17 protein-coding genes and 1 pseudogene are annotated in these 24,153 nt (G+C 35.9%); 14 read left to right on the top strand and 4 right to left on the bottom strand.

Features of this window, described 5'->3' with window-relative positions:
- Positions 1–102: 102 nt before the first annotated feature.
- From AC3WOM_RS11955 to AC3WOM_RS11940, 4 genes are read left to right on the top strand one after another with little or no spacing between them, the layout of a single operon-like run.
- Positions 103–2,298 carry a Gfo/Idh/MocA family oxidoreductase gene (locus AC3WOM_RS11955; RefSeq protein WP_492446948.1) on the top strand — a complete coding sequence of 732 codons (2,196 nt, stop codon included), beginning with the start codon at positions 103–105 and terminating at the stop codon, positions 2,296–2,298.
- A 1-nt stretch (position 2,299) separates the two neighbouring features.
- Entirely contained in the window at positions 2,300–3,052 is a 753-nt protein-coding gene (locus AC3WOM_RS11950; RefSeq protein ID WP_492446946.1) for a thioesterase II family protein, read from the top strand.
- A complete protein-coding gene (locus AC3WOM_RS11945; protein ID WP_427538107.1) occupies positions 3,049–3,636 on the top strand; it encodes a 4'-phosphopantetheinyl transferase family protein in 588 nt (195 codons plus the stop codon). Before AC3WOM_RS11950 ends, AC3WOM_RS11945 begins: the two co-directional genes overlap by 4 nt.
- Positions 3,637–3,663: 27 nt before the next feature.
- Positions 3,664–4,803 (top strand): isochorismate synthase, encoded by a 1,140-nt coding sequence (locus tag AC3WOM_RS11940; protein ID WP_492446944.1) that lies wholly within the window; start codon positions 3,664–3,666, stop codon positions 4,801–4,803.
- Between the two features lie 62 nt (positions 4,804–4,865).
- On the opposite strand, the gene AC3WOM_RS11935 is transcribed toward AC3WOM_RS11940, so the two are convergent.
- Both AC3WOM_RS11935 and AC3WOM_RS11930 read right to left on the bottom strand, forming a co-directional pair.
- Positions 4,866–5,978, bottom strand: a complete 1,113-nt coding sequence (locus AC3WOM_RS11935; RefSeq protein ID WP_492446943.1) for a hypothetical protein — start codon at positions 5,976–5,978, stop codon at positions 4,866–4,868.
- A 1,079-nt stretch (positions 5,979–7,057) separates the two neighbouring features.
- Positions 7,058–7,567, bottom strand: a complete 510-nt coding sequence (locus AC3WOM_RS11930) for a hypothetical protein (RefSeq protein ID WP_492446941.1) — start codon at positions 7,565–7,567, stop codon at positions 7,058–7,060.
- 173 nt (positions 7,568–7,740) lie between these two features.
- Here AC3WOM_RS11930 and AC3WOM_RS11925 point away from each other — a divergent pair, with 173 nt between their 5' ends.
- Complete coding sequence (locus AC3WOM_RS11925; protein ID WP_054770830.1) at positions 7,741–8,403, top strand: potassium channel family protein; 663 nt, start codon at positions 7,741–7,743, stop codon at positions 8,401–8,403.
- A gap of 6 nt (positions 8,404–8,409) precedes the next feature.
- Positions 8,410–8,898, top strand: a complete 489-nt coding sequence (locus AC3WOM_RS11920; RefSeq protein WP_492446939.1) for a hypothetical protein — start codon at positions 8,410–8,412, stop codon at positions 8,896–8,898.
- A 36-nt stretch (positions 8,899–8,934) separates the two neighbouring features.
- Here the strand turns inward: AC3WOM_RS11920 and AC3WOM_RS11915 are convergent, their stop codons facing one another.
- Positions 8,935–10,197 carry a dicarboxylate/amino acid:cation symporter gene (locus AC3WOM_RS11915; protein WP_492446937.1) on the bottom strand — a complete coding sequence of 421 codons (1,263 nt, stop codon included), beginning with the start codon at positions 10,195–10,197 and terminating at the stop codon, positions 8,935–8,937.
- Positions 10,198–10,599: 402 nt separating this feature from the next.
- Between AC3WOM_RS11915 and AC3WOM_RS11910 the strand changes: the two genes are divergently transcribed.
- The 5 genes and pseudogenes from AC3WOM_RS11910 to AC3WOM_RS11890 form a co-directional block, all read left to right on the top strand.
- A complete protein-coding gene (locus tag AC3WOM_RS11910) occupies positions 10,600–12,201 on the top strand; it encodes an ATP-binding protein (protein WP_492446935.1) in 1,602 nt (533 codons plus the stop codon).
- The gene (locus tag AC3WOM_RS11905; RefSeq protein ID WP_492446933.1) at positions 12,202–12,906 is read left to right on the top strand and encodes a response regulator; all 705 of its coding nucleotides are present in this window, start codon (positions 12,202–12,204) and stop codon (positions 12,904–12,906) included. It abuts the gene before it with no gap.
- Positions 12,907–13,006: 100 nt separating this feature from the next.
- Positions 13,007–13,498 (top strand): GNAT family N-acetyltransferase, encoded by a 492-nt coding sequence (locus tag AC3WOM_RS11900; protein ID WP_492446931.1) that lies wholly within the window; start codon positions 13,007–13,009, stop codon positions 13,496–13,498.
- 284 nt (positions 13,499–13,782) lie between these two features.
- A complete protein-coding gene (gene mprF / locus AC3WOM_RS11895; RefSeq protein ID WP_492446929.1) occupies positions 13,783–16,305 on the top strand; it encodes a bifunctional lysylphosphatidylglycerol flippase/synthetase MprF in 2,523 nt (840 codons plus the stop codon).
- Positions 16,306–16,430: 125 nt separating this feature from the next.
- Positions 16,431–16,655, top strand: a pseudogene (locus tag AC3WOM_RS11890) (LD-carboxypeptidase); the annotation flags it as partial.
- Positions 16,656–16,854: 199 nt separating this feature from the next.
- Here AC3WOM_RS11890 and AC3WOM_RS11885 read toward each other — a convergent pair.
- Positions 16,855–18,081: an MFS transporter gene (locus AC3WOM_RS11885; protein WP_492447001.1), complete on the bottom strand. Its 1,227-nt coding sequence runs from the start codon at positions 18,079–18,081 to the stop codon at positions 16,855–16,857.
- Positions 18,082–19,063: 982 nt separating this feature from the next.
- Between AC3WOM_RS11885 and AC3WOM_RS11880 the strand changes: the two genes are divergently transcribed.
- From AC3WOM_RS11880 to AC3WOM_RS11870, 3 genes are all read left to right on the top strand, one after another.
- On the top strand, positions 19,064–20,815 hold the full coding sequence (locus AC3WOM_RS11880) for an ATP-binding protein (protein WP_492446927.1): 1,752 nt from the start codon (positions 19,064–19,066) through the stop codon (positions 20,813–20,815).
- Entirely contained in the window at positions 20,793–21,908 is a 1,116-nt protein-coding gene (locus tag AC3WOM_RS11875) for a response regulator (protein ID WP_492446925.1), read from the top strand. Before AC3WOM_RS11880 ends, AC3WOM_RS11875 begins: the two co-directional genes overlap by 23 nt.
- A 176-nt stretch (positions 21,909–22,084) precedes the next feature.
- Positions 22,085–24,153: leucine-rich repeat protein (locus AC3WOM_RS11870; protein ID WP_492446923.1), on the top strand; the 2,069-nt coding region annotated here is incomplete at its 3' end.

Raw genomic sequence — 24,153 nt, 5'->3', positions numbered from 1 at the left:
TTAACTCTAAACAAAATGCACAGTGGTGTCATTTTTGCAGTGGCACCACCGTGTCAACTATTCGATCAATAAAAACTAGATAAATGAAAGAGTGATACAGTAGTGACTCAAAAGTTACGTGTACTTGTATGCGGCACAAGATTTGGCCAATTTTATTTAGAGGCTATCCAGCTTTCACCACTTTTTGAACTAGCAGGGATTCTTGCGCAGGGCAGTCAAAGGTCAAAACAATGTGCCAGTGTATACGAGACAAATTTATATACGGATATTGAGGACATACCTCATGACATTGATATTGCTTGCATTGTTGTTTCTACAAGCGTGATGGGAGGTCCGGGTACAGAACTTGCAATAACGTTCATGAAAAGGGGCATTCATGTATTATTAGAACAGCCAGTACATTATCAAAATTTAATCGACTGTTACCGCATGGCAAAACAACAGCGTGTAAAGTTTATGGTAGGAGATTTATATGGCAATTTACCCTTTGTCAATAAATTTATAGAAGCTGCTCAAACTATAATGCAGAAGGAAAAGCCTTTATATTTGAATATCGATATGGCAACCCAGGTTTCATTTCCACTAGCTCATATCTTAACAAAATTACTTGGTAATGTTCAGCCCTGGGAAGTAAAGGATGTGATTACTGGCAATATGCCGTTTCAATTGCTTTCCGCCATGCTAAAAGATATTCCTACAACGATACGAGCACAAAATCAAGTAGATGTTGTGGTCTCAGATAGTTATATGCATTTAATGCATCATATTACATTAGGGTTCGATAGTGGTAAATTGACTCTTTTTGATACGAATGGTCCCGTAATATGGACACCTAGAATGCAAATCCCTAATATTTCGCTAGTTCCTAGAAAATTGGAACAGGAAGCCTCCCTCTCACTCACTAGCTCGGTGATAGAGGATTTTGCATCAAATAATAATGCTACATTTAAAGACATTCTGACAAAGACCTGGCCTTCCGCCATTTTATACGATCTTGAGAGATTAGCAAATTGGATTACCCATGACATGAATTCAATCGAGATGGGAAAAGAAGGGCAACAGATGCTTCAAGCTGCACAGCTATGGAGTGGAATAACGAATGCCTTAGGTTATCCAAATGATTGTGAGCGAGTACCTCAATCATTTTTAAATATTGAGGATATAAAACTACAGCTTCGGAAAGAAGAATCTATGGAAGCACGCTATAAGCAGTTAACATTGGATGGTGTTCAACAGGCTGTTACAAATTTTAATGAGGTTTGTTTAAAAACGATTCTACTTGAGCTCCAGAAAAACAATATATTCACTTCAAAGAACAGAATATATCATGCTGATGAAATTTCTCATGCTCTCCAAATCGCTGATAGATTTCAATTTATTCTTACAAGATGGTTAAGGGCACTTACTAATCATGGTTATCTTATTTGTCTAAATACAGGCTTTGTATTAAATTATCCAGTGTTGACTTCTGAAGAGGTAGAGAGAGCATGGCAAGAGCTTAAATCAGTATGGTCAGATCAATTGATGCCTGCCAATGTCATAAATTACTTTTATAGACACGCTAAACTTCTAGGAGATTTAATAACGGGTAAGCAATCTGCTGTCCAGCTACTTTTTCAAGAGGGTGAGATGGATGTAGCTAGATCCTTATATAAGGATACAATGATTGCTTATTTTCTGAATAAAGAAGTCGCCAGCATAGTTACCGCACAGATTGCAATAAAGGATAAAGTAAATATCTTAGAAATTGGGGCCGGAACTGGTGCAACTACTACAGAGGTCATTGATAGCATTGTTAAAAATCAGCTACAAAATAACATGAGCTGCTATTTATTTAGTGATATTTCAAATTATTTTATTAATGAAGCAAAAAAATCATTGCAGCATATTCAATGGCTAGAATTTATGAAAATAGATATAGAAGATAGGGGGGATATATCCTTTGTTGAGAATAATTCTCAGGATATGATTTTAGCTGCTGGTGTGTTAAATAATGTGAAAAATACTAAAGAAATATTATTGATGCTCCAATCACTATTAAAAAAAGATGGCTTAGTTATATTAACAGAAGCAGATGGTGAATCCATACAAATGTTAATTTCACAAGTCTTTATGATGGAGCCTGCGAATGATAAAAGAGTGGAAACATCATCTACTTTTTTAACGACAGCTCAATGGCTGGAAATATTTAATGAGGTGGGATTCAGGTGTATTTCAAGACAACCTGATAAGGGACATAAATTATATCCACTAGGACAACGATTATTTGTTTTAGAAAAAATGAAAGGAGGAAACTGAAATGAATTCGAAAATATGGTTTCCATTCTTACGCGATAATCGTAGTGATGTCAATGTATTTTGTTTTCATCATGCAGGAGGATCAGCCTCAAACTATAAAGAGTGGGTAAGTAAATGCACACAAGTAAATATGTATAGTGTCGAACTACCCGGGAAGGCAACACGAATAAGTGAAGAGCCGATTTTAAACATAGAAGAAGTAAGTGTCAAAATAGCTCAGGCAATTACACATATTTCAGTTAATAAAAAGGTAGTATTATTCGGTCATAGTATGGGCGCCGCAATTGCATTTGAAGTGGCGCACTATCTTGAAACAAAAACTAACACACAGCTCCAATTTTTAGTCGCTGCGAGTCGTCAAGCACCTCATTGTCAGGGCAAGGATAAATATCATTCTTCGATGCCTGATCAGAATTTAATAGACGAGTTACATCGACTTGGTGGAACACCATCGTTGCTTTTAAAGAATCAAGAGTTTCTTAATTTTATCATCCCATCCATCAAAAATGACTACTGCTTACATGAATCTCTTTGCTACAAGGAACAGAAATTGAATACGCCTATTATTGCTCATTTTGGTGAGGAGGACCCAGATCTTTCTGCCACAGACCTAGGCAGATGGCAAGAGGTGACGAATCATGACTTTATGCTTCAAAAATTTCAGGGAGGGCACTTTTTCCTTTATGAAATAGAGGATTCTTATTTGCAAAGCTTAGAGGATACTATTATGCAAGGCAGTGAAAGAGTAAAATGACCAATTGCAATCAATTAAAAGTTTATTTATATAGAACAGAACATGTTAACACACATAATTCCGACCTTTTTAAACGCTTTCTTCTATTAAAAGAAGCAGGATTAACTGATGTTCAATTTCAATATGGTCCATATGGCAAGCCATTTGTCCATGTGCCAGATGTCCATTTTAATATATCTCACTCGGGACAATATCTAGCTGGTGCCGTTTCAACTTGCAGTTTTATCGGCATCGATATTGAAAGGATCAAGCCTATAGATTTTGATTGTATTGATTTTTTTATGAATAAAAAAGAAATTGCTCATTTTAATGAAATTCGATTAAAGGAAGAAAAGCTAGATTATTTTTATACAATATGGACCCTAAAAGAAGCTTATTCCAAAATGATGGGTATGGGATTACATATGAAATTAACAGAAATAAGTATAGATAATCAGCAAATAAAGCCAACATTAAAGGATGTATTTTGGCATTCCATAATAGTTGATGACCTTTATCGTCTATCTCTTATTTGTAGTCAAGAGATGAATTTAAATGTTGTACACATCACAGAAGATCTGATAATACAAGAATTTAAAGCATAATCATTTTATCTAAGTAAGGTGAAGACTATGGAAAAAATAAAACTATCTGACATCCTTTATCATTTTAACAACAATGATACCTTTTTGAAGACGCCTGAAAGATTATTGGTATTCAATGGGAAACAAAAAAAATTTCAATTAACCAATAATGATTCTACAGCGCTTACAGAAGAAATTAGGGCACTTCAAAAGCAATATAAAGCACCGATGATTATTGGAGCTATCCCATTTGATCAACGTAGTAAAGCAACGATTATTATTCCAGATACCATTGAGAATTACCATCACTCAAATTTGATTGATGATTTACAGGCTACACCTCAGTTCTTGTCAATAGAGGACAGCATTGATTTACCTAGCAGATCTCAATTTAACGGAATGGTTCAAGAAGCATTACATTCCATTCATAAGCAACAATTTAGCAAGGTTGTTCTTGCAAGATCATTAAAATATCGTTTACAAGCTGAACCACCAATCACAGCATGGTTAACAAATTTACTACACAAAAATAAACAAGGCTATATTTTTTCTATTGCCCTGGACAACACTCAAAATCTGATTGGCGCTAGCCCAGAGCTACTTGTGAAAAAGGAAGGGAATATTGTAACGATAAATCCATTAGCTGGTTCACGCAAAAAAACCTGTGATATGGTAAAAGATAAAGCTATTGAGAATGAGCTGCTACATGCTGAAAAAGATTTACATGAGCATAAAATTGTCGTGGATTATATTTGTGAGAAATTGCAACCCTATTTAGGTGAAATAGAGTACAATGAAAAACCAGCTATTCTTTATACAGATACAATGATGCATTTATCCACTGTTATTAAGGGAAAAATAAGAAATGATACTACGACTGTATTGGATTTAGCGCAGCTATTACATCCCACACCAGCTATCTGTGGGGCACCACAAAAACCTTCATTAGAATTTATACAGAAAATGGAGCCCTTTAATAGAGGCTATTATACTGGAATTGTTGGGTATATGGATCAGAATGGAGATGGGGAATGGGTCATCACGATTCGCTGTGCTGAAATCAATCAAAGGGATATAACATTATTTGCAGGGGCAGGCATTGTCAGTAGCTCTGAGCAGGATAGTGAATATAATGAAATCTCTGCGAAATTTACAACGATGTTACTGGCTATGGGGCTAATACAGTAATAGTCTACACTTTAAAACAAAAGGGGGAAATCTGACATTAGAGATTTCCCCCTTTCATATATCTATTGCGGAAGATATGTTTGGCCTTTAAAAGTAAGCTTTGAAGCGGAGATTAAAATTTCTTTATTTTCTAGGAAGTAGGGATCTAATATTTTGTATAAAGCATCCCATTTTGCTTCAGACTGCTCCTGTTTTCCATCTTTATCAAGAGCAGTTGCTTCTTCATATAGTAGTTTTAATTGCTTTTTATCTGCTGTACGGATTTCAAAATCAAAGTCAGCGATAAAATCCTCAAACGGAATTGGCTTAAAATATGGATTAATGACTTCATAGAATTCTCCCCATAGTTGATCAGATTGCTCATAATTGTTGTCTTTATCTGCCTTTTGAGCCTTTTCATAAATTGCTTTTAGTTTTGTCATAACTTCAGCAGAGATGTCTACTTCCATACTCGCCATATATTCATCAAAAGGAGTTGGTGGATATAGCTCATCTAAATATGGTTGCAAGATTTTATAAAATTCATCCATTTTTTCTTGAGCTTTATCTTCTTTACCTGCTTTTTCAAGCTTTACCCACTCTTCATAAAAGCCTTTTAATTGTTTTTTCTCACTAACCTTAATAACAATATTTTTCTCACTAAATCCATATTCATCTAAATATTGCTCAAAGGATACTGGCTGCCAACTTGCTAATATATAAGGCTTTGTGATTTTATCCATTGCAGCATACATCTTTTCAACTTCATCATAGTTCTCTTCTTTTTCTAACTTTTTGATTTCAGTAAAGATGTTTTCCAATTTCTTTAAATCTTCAGCTGTTACCTCTTTAGGTAAGCCTTTTTTATAAATATCAAATGTGTAGAACTCAGTATAATCCTTTAATACACTTCCTTCTACGGTAATTTCCTGACCTTCGACTAAATTCATTTTTTCAATTTGCTCATCAGAAAATTTGTGAAAACCAATAAAGTAGTTTTTACCGTCTTTGCCTTTTACATTGATCCCATCTCCTACAATATTTTTAATAGTTCCCTTAATTTGCTGTTCGATTTGGATCGTCACATCTTTTGCTGTTTCCTGAGATGTTGCTCCAGCTTGAAGTGGTGTGAAAACAGCCATTCCTAATGTAAGTGCAGAAGCAATCATCCAAGTTTTTCTAAGTGGTTTTCTCATCAACATATCTCCTTTTGTTCAACTAGTGTTACCAATTATTAGACGTATTTCCATTACAAAAAGTTTTATCTTGTGAAAAAAATTAGGAAATATTTTCTCGAAAGCTTTTTGATTGAAATGAAACAAGCTAGAGTGAAGAAAATTTACAGGGGAAAAGAAAAAATTCCTAGCTATTTATGAAAATAAATAACTAGGAATTTTTCATGTTGTTGAAATACTATTATGTCAATGAAATCAAGGTGACAAATTAAAAAGTATAGCCCTTTTTCAAAACGAGGGGTTGATCTCCGTTCCGACTGAGTGCTTTCCTGGGGGCGTCCGATGAGCCGCTTCACTCGCGTTGCTCGCTCCAGGGTCTCATCTGTGACGCTGAATCCCCGAGGAGTCACTCAGTCTACACTCCAATCAACCGTTGCTCATCGTATTTTCTATTGGCATTTCACATAAATGTGTAGTGATAAAATGAAGTCTTAACCAATACTATTTTGCCAATAGTGGAGCTTTGATAATATTTTTTTATGCGAAAACAGAGTGACAGCAATGAGTAGCTTTATGTAAAGTCAAAGTGGTTTTATCCATAAAATGCAGGACAACAACTATAGAATTGTGTCACTATTGTATCCATTTAATGATGGTGAGTAACATGCTTTTACTTTTCTTTTGAAGGAAGAAAATATTTAAAGTTCTACACTATTGATGATTGGAGTGCAAGGCTACTCGACTCCCGTGGGATAGCGAGACAGACGAGACCCTGCACGGAGCGTCAGCGCAGGAAGCGGCTCGTCGCTCGCCCACAGGAAAGCGAGTAGCCTGGAACGGAGATCACCTTCATTTGACTTAGGAGTGTTCACAAAGAGTCCCTTGACCATTTAGTTTTTCAACACTATGAAAAGACGAGAATAATTTAAATTCTCGTCTTTTTTTGCATTTTTTGCGAAGAAAATAAGTGGTAAGGGATTATTGGACATAAATTAGTTTGTAATTTGATTGGAAAAGGGTTGAAGCTAAGCAAAAAGGAGCGGCCTGATTGGAAAGGTGATGGGCAGATCAGAAAGCGGGTTGAATAGAGAGAAAAAATGCTAATGCTGATCAAAAAGAGGGTTGAGCAGAACGGAAAAGTGCTGGAGCGGATCAAAAAAAGTGTAGATCAGAGCGGAAAAAAGCTGGAGCGGATCAAAAAGAGTGTTGACCAGAGCGGAAAAGTGCTGGAGCTGATCAAAAAGAGTGTAGGTCTGAGCGAAAAATAGCGGAAGCTGATCAAAAAGAGTGTAGGGCAGAGCGAAAAATAGCCGAAGCCGATCAAAAAGAGTGTAGGCCAGAGCGGAAAAGTGCTGGAGCGGATCAAAAAGAGTATAGGCCAGAGCGAAAAATAGCCGAAGCTGATCAAAAAGAGTGTAGGGCAGAGCGAAAAATAGCCGAAGCTGATCAAAAAGAGTGTAGACAAGAGCGGAAAAGTGCTGGAGCTGATCAAAAAGAGTGTAGGTCTGAGCGAAAAATAGCCGAAGCTGATCAAAAAGAGTGTAGACCAGAGCAAAAAAGTGCTGATACTGATCAAAAAGAGCACCTACCTGAGCAAAAAAGACATGCAACAGAGCAATAAGTGCAGTACCCTTGAGCGAAAATTAATTAAAACAAGAATTATATTTTAACGCTTTCAACCAACCCCCTCCCCTAGTGACGAATTGAAACTTTCTTTGACGATACATATAACCAAGAATACGTTACAATAATGATATAGTAGTTTTCGGAGGGATTTTTTATGATGAAAAAAGAGTTTGCTGTTATTGGGCTTGGACGTTTTGGGGGAAGTATTGTTCGCGAGTTAATGAGTCAGGGTGCACAGGTTATGGCAATTGATCATTCTTCGGAGCGTGTAGATGAATTTGCTTCCATTGCCACTCAGGCTGTTATCGCGGATTCGACAGATGAGTCGGTCCTAAATTCATTAGGTATTCGTAATTTTGAGCATGTAATCGTTGCAATTGGTGAAGATATCCAGGCCAGTATTTTAACAACTATTATTTTAAAGGAAATTGGTGTTCAACAAATTACAGTCAAGGCTCAAAATGACTATCATGAAAAGGTACTACGCAAAATTGGTGCTGATTTTGTTGTTCACCCTGAGCGTGATATGGGGATACGGATTGCCAATAATATGCTATCCAATACAGTTCTTGATTATTTGGAGCTTTCAGATGAACACTCAATTATGGAGTTAAAGGCAAATGATGCAATTGCAGGCTACTCCATTATGGATTTGGATATTCGTGCTAAATATGGTATTAACATTGTTGGCATCAAGCGTGGCCCTGATATAATCGTCTCACCACAAGCTAGTGACAAAATTTTACTAGGGGATATTATGCTTGTCATTGGGGCTGATGTAGACATTAACCGCTTTGTGAAAAAGGCATTGAATGGGTAGTGTCCAATGAACAAACGTAGATGGAGATTAGTCATTTTAGCAGCAATTATACTAACTGTTGCGTTTACCATGCAGTTTCGAGAAAAAAATAAGGAAGCAGCCATCTCAGCGATTTTGGATCAAGCATCACAAATTGATAGCATCGAGCTTTTTAAAGGAGAGCAATCGATCATTCGCTTAACAGGTGAGGACGCAACAACCAATCGTGAAAAATATCCGCTAAGTCATGTTAGGGATTTGAGCAAAAAAGAAAGAGCCATCTTTGAAGAGAAACCAGCCTATCGGATTGTTTACAAAATAAAAGATAAAACGCTATATGAGGTAGATATTCTAAAGGTAGCCATTAGCTCTGAACTAAGCGAAGAGCTACAGCAAATGGTTTTTCATGTGGGCAATCAGCAATATTTAATATATTGGGCAAACGAGGAGAAAGCACTTGAGCAATCCACAAGTACGCAGCTTTTACTTGAACAATATGGGAAATTAAGAGGGTAGTGAAACAGCATTGGCTGTCATCACTACCCTTTTTTCTTAGGATACAATAGTGGTCTTTCCTTGAAGTGCACGTTCTTGCATAGCTGTATCAAACTCTTTTTCAGATTTTGACACTACCACACAGGCTACACCATTACCAATTAAATTTGTTACAGCACGAGCCTCAGACATAAAGCGATCAACACCGATTAAAAGTGCTATTCCTTCCACTGGAATCATTGGGAAGGCAGCTAAAGTCGCTGCTAATGTGATAAAACCTGAACCTGTTACACCCGCTGCACCCTTAGAAGTAATCATTAAAATTCCAAGTAGTGTAATGATTTGAATCCAAGTGAGGTCCATTCCATATGCTTGTGCTATAAACAATGCAGCCATTGATAGGTAGATGGAAGTCCCATCAAGATTAAAGGAGTATCCAGTAGGAACGACTAAACCTACAACCTGCTTCGAGCAACCGAAATTTTCAAGCTTTCGCATCATAGACGGTAAAGCTGATTCAGAGGAGGATGTACCGATAACTAAGAAAATCTCATCTTTGATGTACGCGATAAATTTAAAGATATTAAATCCAAAGAATTTTGCAATGGCACCTAAAATAAAGACAACAAATAAAAACATTGTAATATACACTGCGGCCATTAATAGACCTAGATTACCTAATGATTTTAAACCGAAATTTCCAATCGTATAGGCCATCGCACCAAAAGCTCCGATTGGGGATATTTTCATAACCATACTTACGATTTTGAAGAATATCTCTGCCACCTGCTCAAAGAAGGTGATTACTGGTTTTGCAGGTGCTCCAATTGAGGCAGCCGCTAAGCCAAATAAAATTGCAGAGAATAGAACAGGTAATAATTGACCAGTTGCTAGTGCACCTACAACATTTTCTGGAATAATACTAGAAATGAATGCACCCAAGCCTTGCTCAGTTTCAGCCGCAGCGGTTGTATATTTGGAAATATCGGCTTCAGATGCACCTGATGTATCCAAACCTGTACCAGGACTAACGATTAAAGCAACAGCAATTCCTATTGCTAGGGCAATTGTGGATACTATTTCGAAGTAAAGTAATGCCTTACCCCCAATTTTCCCAACCTTTTTCATATCTCCCATACTACCGATTCCAATAACCACTGTTAAGAAGATAATAGGGGCAATTAACATCTTAATTAACTTAATGAATAGATCTGCTAGGATTTTTAAGCTGGCACCAAACTCAGGGAAAATTGCTCCAACAATTATCCCAAGGATGATAGCCACTATAACCTGAACAGTCAAATTTTTCAGTAATTTCATTTTATGCTACCTCTTTTCTAAATTTTCTTTTTGATATCGTTTTCACTAGAAATATCATAGCGAATACTTTTTAAAAAAAGAGGTTTAGAAAATAAGAAACATATCGTTCATTAAGTACATTCGTTTACATTCACATATAAATGTAGTGTTTTCAATATCTTTCACTGTTATGGTACGCTATTGTTAATTAATTATTGTTATAATACAAAAATATAAAGTGATAAAAAAATTTGTTTTATATCAATTACTTGTAATTTTGTTCATTAAGTTCAATATTTTCTCCTACTTATGTCGACTAAAGGAGTTGTCAAAAGAATTTTTTGCAGATAATCTTAAAAACATATCATCAATATGGTGTGCTACTGTTTATGAGAATGCAGATTTGAAGGGAAGGAATTTTTAATGATGAAAATGCCTGTAAACGGCAAGATACTGTTAGTGACATTTTTAATCATTGCACTCTCCTTTTTACTAGGTGGTATTTTTGTACTCGGTAACTTATTATCTGAGCAAGAAAAAGATTTTGGTCAGCGTGCAATGCTTGTTGCACGAACTGTATCAAATGTACCAGAGCTGAGTGTACATTTGAAAAATGACAATATGAAAGAAGCCGCAAAAAATATCAATAAAATTGTAGATGGTATTAGGGTGATTAATAAGGCAGAGTATATTGTTGTGATGAATATGGAGCGTATTAAACTATCCCATCCAGTAAGTAAGGAATTAGGACGACGAAGTGAGTCGCAGGATCTGAATGCAGCATTTAGTGAGCATTATTATGTATCGAAAGCACGTGGAGAATCAGGTGTCATGATACGTGCTTTTGTTCCGATTATTAATGACAAAAAAGAACAGGTAGGCATAGTAGTAGTTGGCTATTCACTACCAACATTGCTAGAAATGTTGCAAAGTTATGAGCGAGAAATTGTTATAACAATTGTTATATCGCTGATTTTCAGTATTTTGGGTGCATATACACTTGGACGACATATTAAAAAACAAATGTTTGGACTTGAACCTCATGAAATTGCCAAGATGTATGTGGAAAGAACAGAAACCTTTAATGCAATGCATGAGGGAATAATAGCGGTTGATAAGGAAATGAATATTACCATTTTTAATGAAAAAGCGGCTGACATATTAGGCGTGACTAGGAATATAGAGGACTGTATTGGTCAAAAGATTTATGATGTTTTGCCTGATACCCGTCTGCCTGAAATTGTTGAAACTGCAACACCTGTTTATGATCAAGAGCTTTACATTAATCATCATAGTATTTTAAGCAATCGTGTACCAATTATTGTGAATAATGAGCTAGTTGGTGCAGTTGCCATGTTTAAGGATTTAACAGCCGTAAAAAAGCTTGCGGAAGAAGTCACAGGTGTAAAAGCCTTTGTTCAAGCACTACGTGTGCAAACCCATGAGCATAAAAATAAACTTCATACGATTGCAGGACTTCTGCAATTGGGACATACAAAGCAAGCACTTGAATATGTTACAGCCACTACTGAAAATGAAGCTTCTTTAACAAAGTTTTTGAATGAACGCTTTCATAATGAAAATATTTCAGGTTTATTATTGAGTAAGGTAAGCTATGGCAAAGAACTAGGAATTGAAGTTGAGATTGATCGAAAAAGTCATTTTAAACGTTTTCCCCCTCTATTAGATCATCATGATTTTGTTGTTTTACTCGGAAATTTAATAGAAAATGCCTTTGAGGCTTTAAATGTCCTTTCAAAGGATGATAAATATGTCGCTATCTCTGTAGATGAGCATGATGGTGTATTAGCGATAGCAGTTTCTGATAATGGTATTGGTATGGCCAAAGAGGTACAGGCTCGTATGTTTGAAAATGGATTTTCGACAAAGGCTAGTGAAAATCGAGGCATTGGCTTGCATTTAATCCATGAAATTGTAAGAAAAGGTAATGGAGAAATTGAAGTAGTGAGTGAATTTATGAAAGGAACAAGTTTCTTAATCTTATTTGAGTTGGGAGAAGAATAGATGGATGTAATAAATGTCTTACTAATTGAAGATGATCCAATGGTACGAGAAGTGAATAGGCAATTTATTGAGCAAATCAAGGGTTTTTCATTAATCGGCTATGCTAGCAATGGTATTGAGGGAATTCAAAAGATTAGGCAATTAACCCCAGAGCTTATCTTTATGGATATTTTTATGCCAGAGCAAGACGGCATTATTACGTTAGGGAAAATTCGAGAGGAGCATCTTCCTGTTGATGTAATCGCTGTCACCGCTGCGAACGATATGCCCACTGTGCAGCGTATTTTACACTTAGGTGTCTATGATTATATTATGAAGCCTTTTACCTTTGAGAGAATTGAGCAGACTTTAAAAAATTATCAAAACTACAGAAAGAAAATAAGCGATATGCAGGATTTAACTCAACATGATGTCGATCATTTAATGCAACAACGTCTTCCCGAGCAAGTTGCAGTTTCAACAGGAATGGATACAATTATTATAGAAGAACTGCCAAAAGGGTTTAATCGAGCTACCTTAGATAAGGTGCTTGCATATATTCAAGAAAGCGGCGGAGCAGTATCTGCGGAGGAGGTATCTACTTATATAGGTACAGCACGTGTTACAGCTAGACGCTATTTAGACTTTTTAGAAAAGCAAAATCTATTAAAAGTAGATATACAATATGGAAGCGTAGGACGTCCAATTCATCGATATTATATTTAAAAGAAATAAATTACCTTATCAACCTATATTTTGTTAAATATTAATTGATTTCCCTTTAATGGTTGTATTAAACTTTGGTAAAAACAAGGGAGTTTATGAAATGAAAAGGTTGACAGAAAACTGTACAATTGAGCATTTAAAGCTGGAGCACTACTATGCGATAAATGCACTCTATTCAAATGTAAATGTCAGAGTCTATCTGGGAGGAGTCCCAAAAGAAAGCTACATCGAAGCTTCATTTAGAGGAATGCTAGAAGCCCCATTTCCCAATACATATTTTTATATTTCGTTAAGGACAACGGATGAATTCATAGGGCTTGTCTCCATAGATGAATATCATGACAAAGACGCATATGAGCTTTCATATCAATTTTTACCACAGTATTGGGGGCAAGGATATGCATATGAAGTACTAACAGATGTTATAAATTACGGATTGAATATTCTGAATTTACCGCATTTAGTAGCAGAAACACAAACAGCTAACATCGCATCCTGTCGTTTACTTGAAAAAGTAGGGATGCACAAGGTACAGGTATTAGAAAGATTTGGACATGAACAAGCTGTTTATGAATTAGGGAAAATTGTATAACTTTTGTCCGTATTAAATATGGTCATTTTTACTTCTCTATAATATAGATGAATGAAAATGATCTTTTTCTTTTGGCTATAAGGTAGGAAATCCCCAAGGTATAAGTTGAGCACTATGGTAAAATTGTTCAATTTAGCGTGAATAGTAGTTCCTAGCTTTGACGATACATATAGCAGAGAATACGTTACAATAGGGAAATAGTCATTTACCTTTAAAAATAGAGCTAATTTCTAGTGCAGGTAATTTAAAGATTTAAGAAAGCTTATGGGGAGTAGGTTTGGCATATGTTTAATGTTCGAAAAGAGGGACTATTGAAATTTTTGAAGATTTTATTTCCAATAGTACTTTTGGCGATAGCTATTTATGAAATTCAACAATCAGTGAGTGGTGTCGATGTTCATTTACTGCGAAAAGAACTGAATGAGCTACAGCTATGGGAGCTTTTATTAATTTTTCTCATCACCTTTTTTGCGATTACACCAATGATTTTTTATGATGTTATATTAGCAAAAATATTAGGAATCAACATCAATAAACGTAATTTGCTCAATCATTCATTTATCGTAAATACATTTTCAAATCTTATTGGCTTTGGTGGTCTAGTCGGTATATTTTTACGTAATTACTTCTATTCCAAATATAAAGAGGATAAGGAAGGCTTGCTAAAAAATATTGCCACGGCAACACTTTTTTATTTAACAGGGATTTCTCTGCTAACCTGGATTATGTATATATTCTTTTGGGATTTCCCTTTGCTAAAGGAAGAGCGTTGGTTATCGATTGCAGTTATTCTTGTTAGCCTTTATGTACCAGCTTTTTTGGTCATGCATATTATTCGCTATAAAAAGGAAAGTTCTTTAAAGCCAAATATATCACTTCAGTTAATGATAACTTCAGTAGCTGAGTGGCTTGCTGTATTTTTGGTGATTTGGATATTAACGTTTATTTTAAAGATTCCAATAGAATTATCTGCGTTAATTCCTATTTTTTTAATTGCCTCTAGTGCAGGAATAGTCAGTATGATACCTGGTGGAGTCGGTTCATTTGATCTCGTTTTTTTATGGGGAACACAAAGTATTGGAATCGCAGATGAAAAAGTGCTCTTTCTATTAATTTTGTACCGTGTTGGCTACTTCGTGCTACCATTTTTGGTTTCCTCTCTTTTATTTATTAAGGAATATTGGATTCGCTGGAATCAATCTTGGGATGACTTACCCAATATAATTTTTCAGAAGCTTAGCCACATGCTATTAACAATATTGGTGTTTATCTCTGGCATTATTTTATTGTTATCTGCTGCAATGCCGGGGGTTTTAAGTCGCCTAAAAATTGCCCAGGAGTTTTTATCCTCACCAATTATGAATGTCTCTCATCAAATGACGGTGGCAGCAGGCTTTATACTTTTAGGATTATGTAGGGGGATAAAATATAAAGTAAAGAGGGCATACCAGCTTACCATCGTTGTGCTAAGTAGTTCAGCGTTGTTTTCTATTTTTAAGGGTCTGGATTATGAGGAAGCCATTTTCTTAATGATTGTTGCAGCGTTATTAATGGTGTCCAAAAAGCAATTTTATCGAGAAAGCTATGTTTTGACATGGGGAATCGCCATACTTGATCTTGCAATAGTGACAATCATTACAGCAATGTATGTGTTGATTGGTTATGTAAACTTACCTTCTGCCAAAATTCATTTTCCTAGTGCCCTTCAGGATTATATTATAACCGATTATCAAGACCTTTTTTATAGTGCTATAATCGGCATTCTTATCGCCATTGTTATTTTTTATATAGGTTATTTTATCCGAGCACCTAAGAAAATGATAAGGCTTTTGTCTAAAGAGCAAGAGGATGCCATCAGAAATCATTTGATGACCTACAAAGGGACCGAGTATTCACATTTAATTTTTTTGCATGATAAATTTGTACATTGGAATAAAAAAGGTACGGTTTTATTCTCCTATCAAATCTATGCGGATAAGATTATAGTCCTTGGAGACCCAGTAGGAAATGAATCTGATTTTTTATCTGCTATCCAGGAGTTTTTGGAATTGGCTGATAAACACGGTTATACACCAGTTTTTTATGAAATTAACAATAAGATTTTTTCTGCTTTACATGAGTATGGCTACAGCTTTTTTAAGCTCGGTGAGGAAGCCTTTGTAGACTTGGAGGAATTTACATTCACAGGTAAAGAAATGAAGGGAAGTCGAGCGATAAAAAATAAATTTGAACGAGAAAATTATATAGTGGAAATACTAAGCCCTCCATACTCTCAGGAAGTCATGAAAGATTTGCAAAAGGTATCAACAAAATGGTTGCAGGGGAGAGCGGAGAAAGGTTTTTCGCTTGGTTTTTTTGATGAACACTATTTAAGCACCTCTAACATTGCGGTTTTACGCGGAGCAGAAGGTACGTTTGGCTTTGCTAGTATTATGCCAATGTATGATAATGGCGAAAGAGTTTCAGTAGATCTTATGCGTTTTAAGCCGGGATCACCATCTGGGACAATGGATTTCATTTTTTTATCATTATTTGAATGGGCAAAAGCAGAGGGCTATCGTGTCTTTAATATGGGAATGTCGCCTTTATCAAATGTCGGACAGTCCAGATATTCTTTTTTAAGTGAGAAAATAGCTGCACAAATATTTTTACATGGACAGCACTTCTATCATTTTAAAGGATTAAAAAACTTCAAATTAAAGTATGCAGATTTTTGGGTACCAAAGTATGTAGCGTATAGAAAGAAATCCTCATTACCATTTACCATGGCACAAATCACATTGTTAATTGGGAATAAGAGAAAATAGTACGCACTTTAAACCATAAAATGAAAAAGAGAGACGATATGAATTTAGTAAATAACACCAGCCCTATTAATATCGGTATTTTTTCACCTTCAGCACCTGCATCTGTCAATGCATATTCCCGCGTTCAAATAAGTGGCATTATTTTAGGTAAGCATGAATGTTATGATGATTTAGGAACTATGCGCAAACCATATGAGATACTACTTGAGCAACTGGTTGGAACGTATATCCCTATTCTAGCGGAGGTTGATATTTGTCATACACATCCAATGCATCCAATTGCCATTGGGAAAAAAGTAAGATTAGATGCTACTGCACAAAAAATTTATTGTATCGAGAAATGGTTATAGACAAAAAGAGGCAGTCTTATAGGTCCCATTTGGAGTAAAATTACATGAAATTGAAAAGGCAGAAATGTTGATTTAACAACGTTTCTGCCTTTCACTTTTTATTCATTTTTGGTTAAAAAGAGATAGCCTTAACATCAAACAAGAAGCATAGCCTGTCCTTTTATGGATAGCGTTTAGCTGTGGCTGAAGTATTCTATAGTTAAACATCCATATCCTTGGAAGTGGGTTTGCCGGCTACTATTAAAACTTTACTGGCAAGAAGGAAAAATCCTTGGATAAATAATAATATTCCTGTACCGATAAGTAACCATTCAATCGCGATTATATCAGCAATAGGACCAAAGATAAGCATTCCTAATGGCATCATGGAGGTAGAAATCATTCCAAGTACGCCGAAAACTCTTCCTAAAAAATCTCCTTCAACTTTTTCTTGAAGTAAAACAGTAGCGGGCGTATTAAAGATAGGCATTGCCATTCCTGTTATTCCCATAAAGACTAGATACAGCCAAAACTCTGGAATAATACCGAGAACAAACGTACAAACACCAAACAAAAGAGTTGCAAATGTCATTGTGTGTACTTTATTTTTAAAACCACCCCATGAGGCCATAAAGATGCCACCAATGAGCATACCAACCGCGAAGGTAATTTCGATAGCTGTTAAACGCCAGACATCATTGCCAAAGCTGCGTGTTACTTGAAGAGGCGTTAAAAATGCTGCAGGTGCAGCTAAAATCATGAAAAATGCAAAGAACATGAATAAGCTTTTTAGGAAGTCGTGGTTTTTAATATATTTAAAGCCTTTTTTCATATCATCAAAATAGCCAGTCGTTTGTTGTTGAGCTGCCTTTGCATGCGCTGGGATGTGTAAAAATACAAGCAATGTACTAATAGCAATTGCAGCGGTGATGACGTCAATAAAGAAAATAGACTCTATCGAAGCTTTTGTTAATAATGCCCCGCTAGCCATAGGAGAGATAATCATCACAAAAGCTTGAATACTGCTGTTTGTTCCATTAATCTTCATCAATTTATCTTCTGGGACAATTTGTGGCAGTATGGCGCCTACAGCTGGTGTTTGAATTCCTGCACCAATAGCACGAATGGCAGAAATAACAAAGAGTAGCCATAGTGAATCATGCCCCATTAAAAATAGAATTGCTAAAATAAGAGTAGAAAGAGCGATCATGCCATCTGCTAAAATAATTAACCATTTTCGATTGTAACGGTCAGCCCAAACACCAGCAATAGGTGAGAGGAAGAATGTAGGTAAGAAGCCACAAATAATCGAAATCGTCATCATCATACCTGATTGTGTTGTTAATGTAATATACCAAGTAATGGCATACTGTACGAGAGATGAACCAAAAAGTGAAATGGTTTGACTACTTAAAAATAGGGTAATATTCCTTTTCCAATGTTCCATTGATTGTACATCTGAATGTGTCATAAAAATTAGTTCCTTTCTTCATAAATTTCTTGCAAAGTATGTGTTTTTAATAAGTGAAGATAAAAAAACACAGGTTTTTGCCTGTGCTAAGTGTAAGTGGGAAGTGTGTGAATATATGATGAACAGTCTTAATTTGAGGGGCAAGAAATCCTACATGTGTCTTGAAGGACATTAAGACCATTCAATATCCATGTAGAACAGATACCAATAGATGTTCAAGTCACTATTTATAGACAACAAAAAAGAGGGTCAAAAAGGCCCTCTTTTTTACATAAACGTAAAATAAAGATATTCCTAAAAGGCAGACCAATCCCATTTACTCTGCACAGCAGGCAAAGTTTTGAACGTATTTAATTAACGGTTCAAATTATGGGAACGTTGTGCCATCGTTAGAAATACCTCCATTTCTTAAAAGTTAAGGAAATCATACCATAGCATACTTTCATTAGCAATACCATGCAAGTGATTAAATAAAATGAAATTCCGTCCAATTATTTACCATATATCCAATAAAAAAATAGTTCTTAAGACTTGAAATTGTCTTAGAAGATGAAAAGAATATAGCGAGACAAAGTGATACATATTTAGTTAGTAAAGTGGAATTGTTGTTTAATTGAAGAAGTTACTAGAATTCTTCTTTCTATATAAGCTGTATGGGGCAAGGGAAGAAACTTAGAAAAAGATGGCAAGGGTAATATCGATTTGATAAACTTGGAATAAAAAAGTAATAATGCGTGAATTAATGCTTTAATTTTGATTCATCAAGGTACAGAATACTTTCACCTCTTTAGAGACGTGGTGAATGCGGTTTTTTATCTATGCCTACTGAATCAAGATTAAGTCCCTGGCTAATGTCACGGATTTTGAATAGAAGCTTTTCGAGTGAGCCAATTACGTTGGAGCGTAATTGATTTAATAGAATTCATTCTTGGTAAAGTAGTTTAGGAGAGGTTCCTTCATGATTTTTAGCATTGAACTTATTTTAATGATAATTTCGATCATTATGATGGGGATTATTTTGTTTACCCTATATCGATTTAGGAAAGTGCGAGGGATTATCTATCTTATAGGCTTGGTTGTATGCCGAATAATTTTCGCCAGTAGTGTCATTTTGGAAAAAAGTAGTTATTTATTAACAGAAATGATTATTTTTCGTAATATACAACAGACATCACTTTGTATGATGGTACCGTTCTTTATATTGTTTGTCTACAGATTAATAAGTCATCAGAAAGTGAAAAAAATTCAATGGGAAATTCCACTTTTTTCGATATTTATCATCTGGATATTGTTAATATGGTTCGATCCGTATTTGCATATTGTTTACTATACGAATGAGTTAGTCGATGGTCGGTTAATGAGGATTCGGACTATTTATGCTAATGTTTTTAACATTTTTTGCTATAGTAGTCTAGCTGTATGTATCTATTTGCTATTTAGATATATATGGTCGATTCGTAATGATTTTCGTAGACCAGGAATAGTGGTTTTGCTGTTGTGCTCACTCCCATTGATTTTTGAGATTATTCGATTTTCTCAACCCCAATGGTCGACATGGTTAGGAACATTGTCGGTTTTTTGTGCTATGACAGGTATGATTATTATTTTAATTATTTTAAAAACCAAATTTTTTTCTATCGTTCCTATTGCTAAAAATATTGTGTTTGATAGCTTCCCAGAATGCATTGTCATTATGAATGCCTCTGGAAAAATTATTGAGGGAAATCAAAAGGCTGTTCAGTTTTTTGCACAATTAGGTTATTCCGCTTTTTACGATAAACCGATTTCACAACTATTAAAACAATGGCCAGAATGGTATAGCTTATCGCAGTCACTACAGCAAGGTAGTGTAGATATTAATGTTTGGCTGAGTAATGAAAAGAAAATATACCGAGTGAATGTTTATCCATTACGCACACTGGGTGAACAAGGACAAGGTAGTGTTTCGCTGATCATTGATATCACGGAGCAACAGGGACATCTGGAGAAAATTGCTCATCTTAATAAACTTAAAGACCAGCTTTTTACTGTGGTATCGCATGATATACGCAGCCCGTTAGCCATGCAATATCAGTTAATAGAGCTGCTAGAGGAAGACCTTGGCAGTTTCGGCGCAGAACATCAGGAAATTATCATAAAACTTGGAGAGCAAATCCGGCATACACTTGGAATGTCGAACAATTTACTAGAATGGTTCCGCAGTCAACGAGAAGATGTTGTGTTTTACCCACAATTATTGGAGCTATCAGAGATTGTGGAAGAATGCCATCAGTTATTAGCCATTCATAGCGGAGTGAAGAGCTTACATATAACAAATAATATTGTAAAGGATACTTATGTATTCGCTGATCGAGAAGTGGTGTTACTCGTTATTCGAAATTTATTGTCTAATGCGATCAAGTTTACTCAAGTAGGAGGCAATATACAAGTCGACGCTCAATACTCTGGGGATATGGTGATTGTATCTATTCGTGATAACGGCGTTGGAATGGATAATGAGCAGAGAGAGCGACTATTTAAAGAAAATCAGATATATTCGTCAATCGGCACAGCGGGCGAGAAAGGGGCAGGTCTTGGGTTGCTAGTCAGTAAGCAATTTGTGCAGTTAAGTGGTGAGAGCATGTGGGCAGAAAGTATAAAAGGTCAAGGAAGTGTATTTTACTTTACTTTGAGAGGGGGAGGGAGCGGTGAAGGTTCTTATTGTAGATGATGAGCCTATTATGTTGCTAACAATGAAACGCATGTTATCTAGCATAGAAGGTATCGAACTTGTTGGGAGTTTTCAGCAAATGGAAGAGGCATTTACCTTTCTTTGTAAGCATGATGTGGATCTTGCGTTTTTGGATATTGAGATAGCAGATAAGAATGGCATAGAATTAGCTCGAAACTTGCGATCAGCTAACACGGATTTAGATATTGTCTTTACTACTTCACACGCAGATTATGCGATACAAGCCTATGATGTCTATCCGCTGGATTATATGATGAAGCCCATTTCGAAAAGTAGATTGGCTCAAACAATAACGAGAGCATTTAACAGACGCCATAGTTCTTCTAACGTCAATAGCCCGGTACTAAATCGTCTCAAAGTTCAAACTTTCGGATGTCTTGAAGTTAGCAGTTCTCAGCAGGGAGAAGTGAAATGGAGATCCAAAAAAAGTAAGGAGCTTTTTGTCTACTTACTCGTAAATAGAGGTAGAAGTGTTGGAAAAATGAAAGTAATAGACGATATATTTCCAGAGATGCCTTTGAAAAATGCTGAAATCTATTTGAATACGGCAGTTTATCAACTTAGAAAAGCATTAAGTACACATGGCTTTAAGGAGAATATGATTTCAGGACAGGAAAAATATCGCCTAGAGCTAAGTAATGTGGATGTGGATTTTATTCAATTTGAGCAAGGTGCAGGGCTGCTCACTCAAATAAATAATGAAAATGAGTCTGTTGCATTAGAGCTAGAGAAACAAGTTGTGGGTGAGTTATTTGAGGGGCAGTCTTTTTCATGGGCAGCCTTAGAACAGGAGAGTATAACCTTAATGTACGCCTCTTTTGCTAAGCGTCTTGCTGACTGGTTATTGACCTGTGAACGCCAGTCAGAAGCTCTGGAAGTAGTTAAAAGAGTACTGAAACGTGATGTATTTGACGAAGAGGCGAATCAGCTTTTGCTCAATATATACGGAGTAATGGGGGATTTGTATGCCCTTCATAATCACTATCAACAATATGTACAGATTATGCAGCAAGAGTTTAATCTTCAACCAACAGCAGCCATGCAGATGCTTTATAGAAAATATTCGAGCTAGGTACTCCTATAACGTTGAGTACCTAGCCTTTTTTAGATTCTTTCATTTTTCTTTCATTGGCATATGGTAGCCTTTTTTTGAAGCGATGATTTGACTATGGTAATAGCTTTCACAGAGAAATGAAAGTAAATAGCATAAAATCGCCAAAAAACTATTTCTAAGAAAGGAGTGTTTTTTTGAGGAAAAGTAGTTTATTACTAATGATAGTTTTTTTACTCTTATCACCATTTAGTAGTCTACCTGCCCTAGCTGTGACTCAAACGGATGGTTATTTTCGTTATGAGGATAATGGTGATAATACGGTGACGATTACAGGTTATACAGGTGCAGGAGGGCATGTTGATATTCCAGATACGTTAGGTGGCAAGTCTGTGACGAAGATTGGGGTTGAAACATTTGCTATTGAAACGGCAGCCTTTTCAAATAAAGGGTTAACAAGTGTGACAATCCCAAATGGTGTGAAGGAAATTGGAAATAATGCATTTTCTAACAACCAGTTAACGCATGTGGAAATTCCTAATAGCGTAACGTTAATCGGAACAGGAGCATTTGCTGACAACGAGTTAGCAAGTGTAGATATTCCATATGGAGTGGTGACAATTGGGCACACGGCATTTTCTAATAATAAATTAACAAGTGTGGATATTCCTAACAGTGTAACATCAATTAAAATGTACGCATTTCAATCCAATTATTTAACAAGTGTGACTATTCCTGATAGTGTGACTTCAATTGGAGAAGGTGTGTTTACTTTGAATAGATTAACAAACGTGACATTTGAGGGGGCAGTGCCATCCATTGATGCAAGCTCTTTTAACCGCCAAGAAGGTGCTACTGGCTTCCTTGGTTGGTTTACAGATCAGAATTTTACCGAACCTTGGGATAGAACAGTCCCTCAGCCGATAGCGATTTACGCAGAATGGACACCATTTACTTATACTGACAATCCCGATTATGTGAGTGTCACCATTACTGGTTATATTGGTACAGCTCCTGAGGATATTGTCGTTCCGAAAATATTAGGTGGGAAAACAGTGACTGCGATTGGAGAGAATGCATTTAGAAGTAAAAACTTAAGAAGTGTGACAATCCCAAATACTGTGAAAACAATTGAACAAATTGCATTTGGTGCTAATAAATTAACGAACGTTGATATTCCTAACAGTGTGACATCAATTGGACCCTATGCATTTGCTGATAATGAGTTAGTCCTTGTGGATATTGCCAATAGCGTGAATTCTATTGGTGAAGGAGCATTTCGTGATAACTACTTAGAAAGTGTTGTAATTCCAGATAGTGTGACAGCGATTAAAGAAGAGACATTTCAGAAGAATGAACTCAGCGATATAACGATTCCCGATAGCGTGAAATCAATTGGCGATTCAGCATTTCAATACAATCAATTAAGCAATGTAACGATTCCTAATGGTGTGACATCGATTGGAAAATTAGCATTTCAATATAATCAGTTAACAAATGTGATAATTCCCAATAGTGTAAAGTCAATTGGCAATTCAGCATTTCAGCACAATCAGCTAAGCAATGTAACGATTCCTAGCAATGTAACATCAATTGGCAACAATGCATTTTTTAATAATCAGTTAAGTAAAGTAGAATTTGAAGGTACATTATCCTCTATAGCGTTTAATGCATTTAATTATCAGCAACAGAACTCTATTCCCTATATTGGCTGGTTTACAGATCAAGATTTCATCTTGCCTTGGGATAATATAGTTTCCAACAAAATGACGATTTATGCGAAGTATTCCTATAGAGTTACATTTGACACGAATGGCGGAACAGTGATAGACCAGCAAAGTATTGTGCCTAATGGTAAGGTAACAGTACCTCAACCTTCAACAAAGACGGGGCATGGCTTTGTTGGCTGGTATAAAGAAGCGGATACAACTAGTAATAACCTATGGGATTTTGACAATGATGAAGTAACGGCAGATACAACGCTATATGCAAAATGGACACCAAATGAATATACAGTAGCCTTTGATGCAAATGGCGGTACAACCGTAGCGGATCAAACTATAGTGCACCAACAAAAAGTAACAGAGCCAGCACCGCCAACAAAAACAGGGCATATATTTGCGGGTTGGTACAAGGAAGAAGATTTCCAGACAAAGTGGAAATTTGACAATGAAGAAATAACAGTAGATACAACGCTATATGCAAAATGGACACCAAATGAATATACAGTAGCCTTTGATGCAAATGGCGGTACAACCGTAGCGGA

It is taken from the genome of Lysinibacillus sp. FW301-JW8, assembly GCF_058788755.1.
The sequence above is the reverse complement of the archived record's forward strand: the minus strand, read 5'-3'. Positions and strand labels throughout refer to the sequence as shown.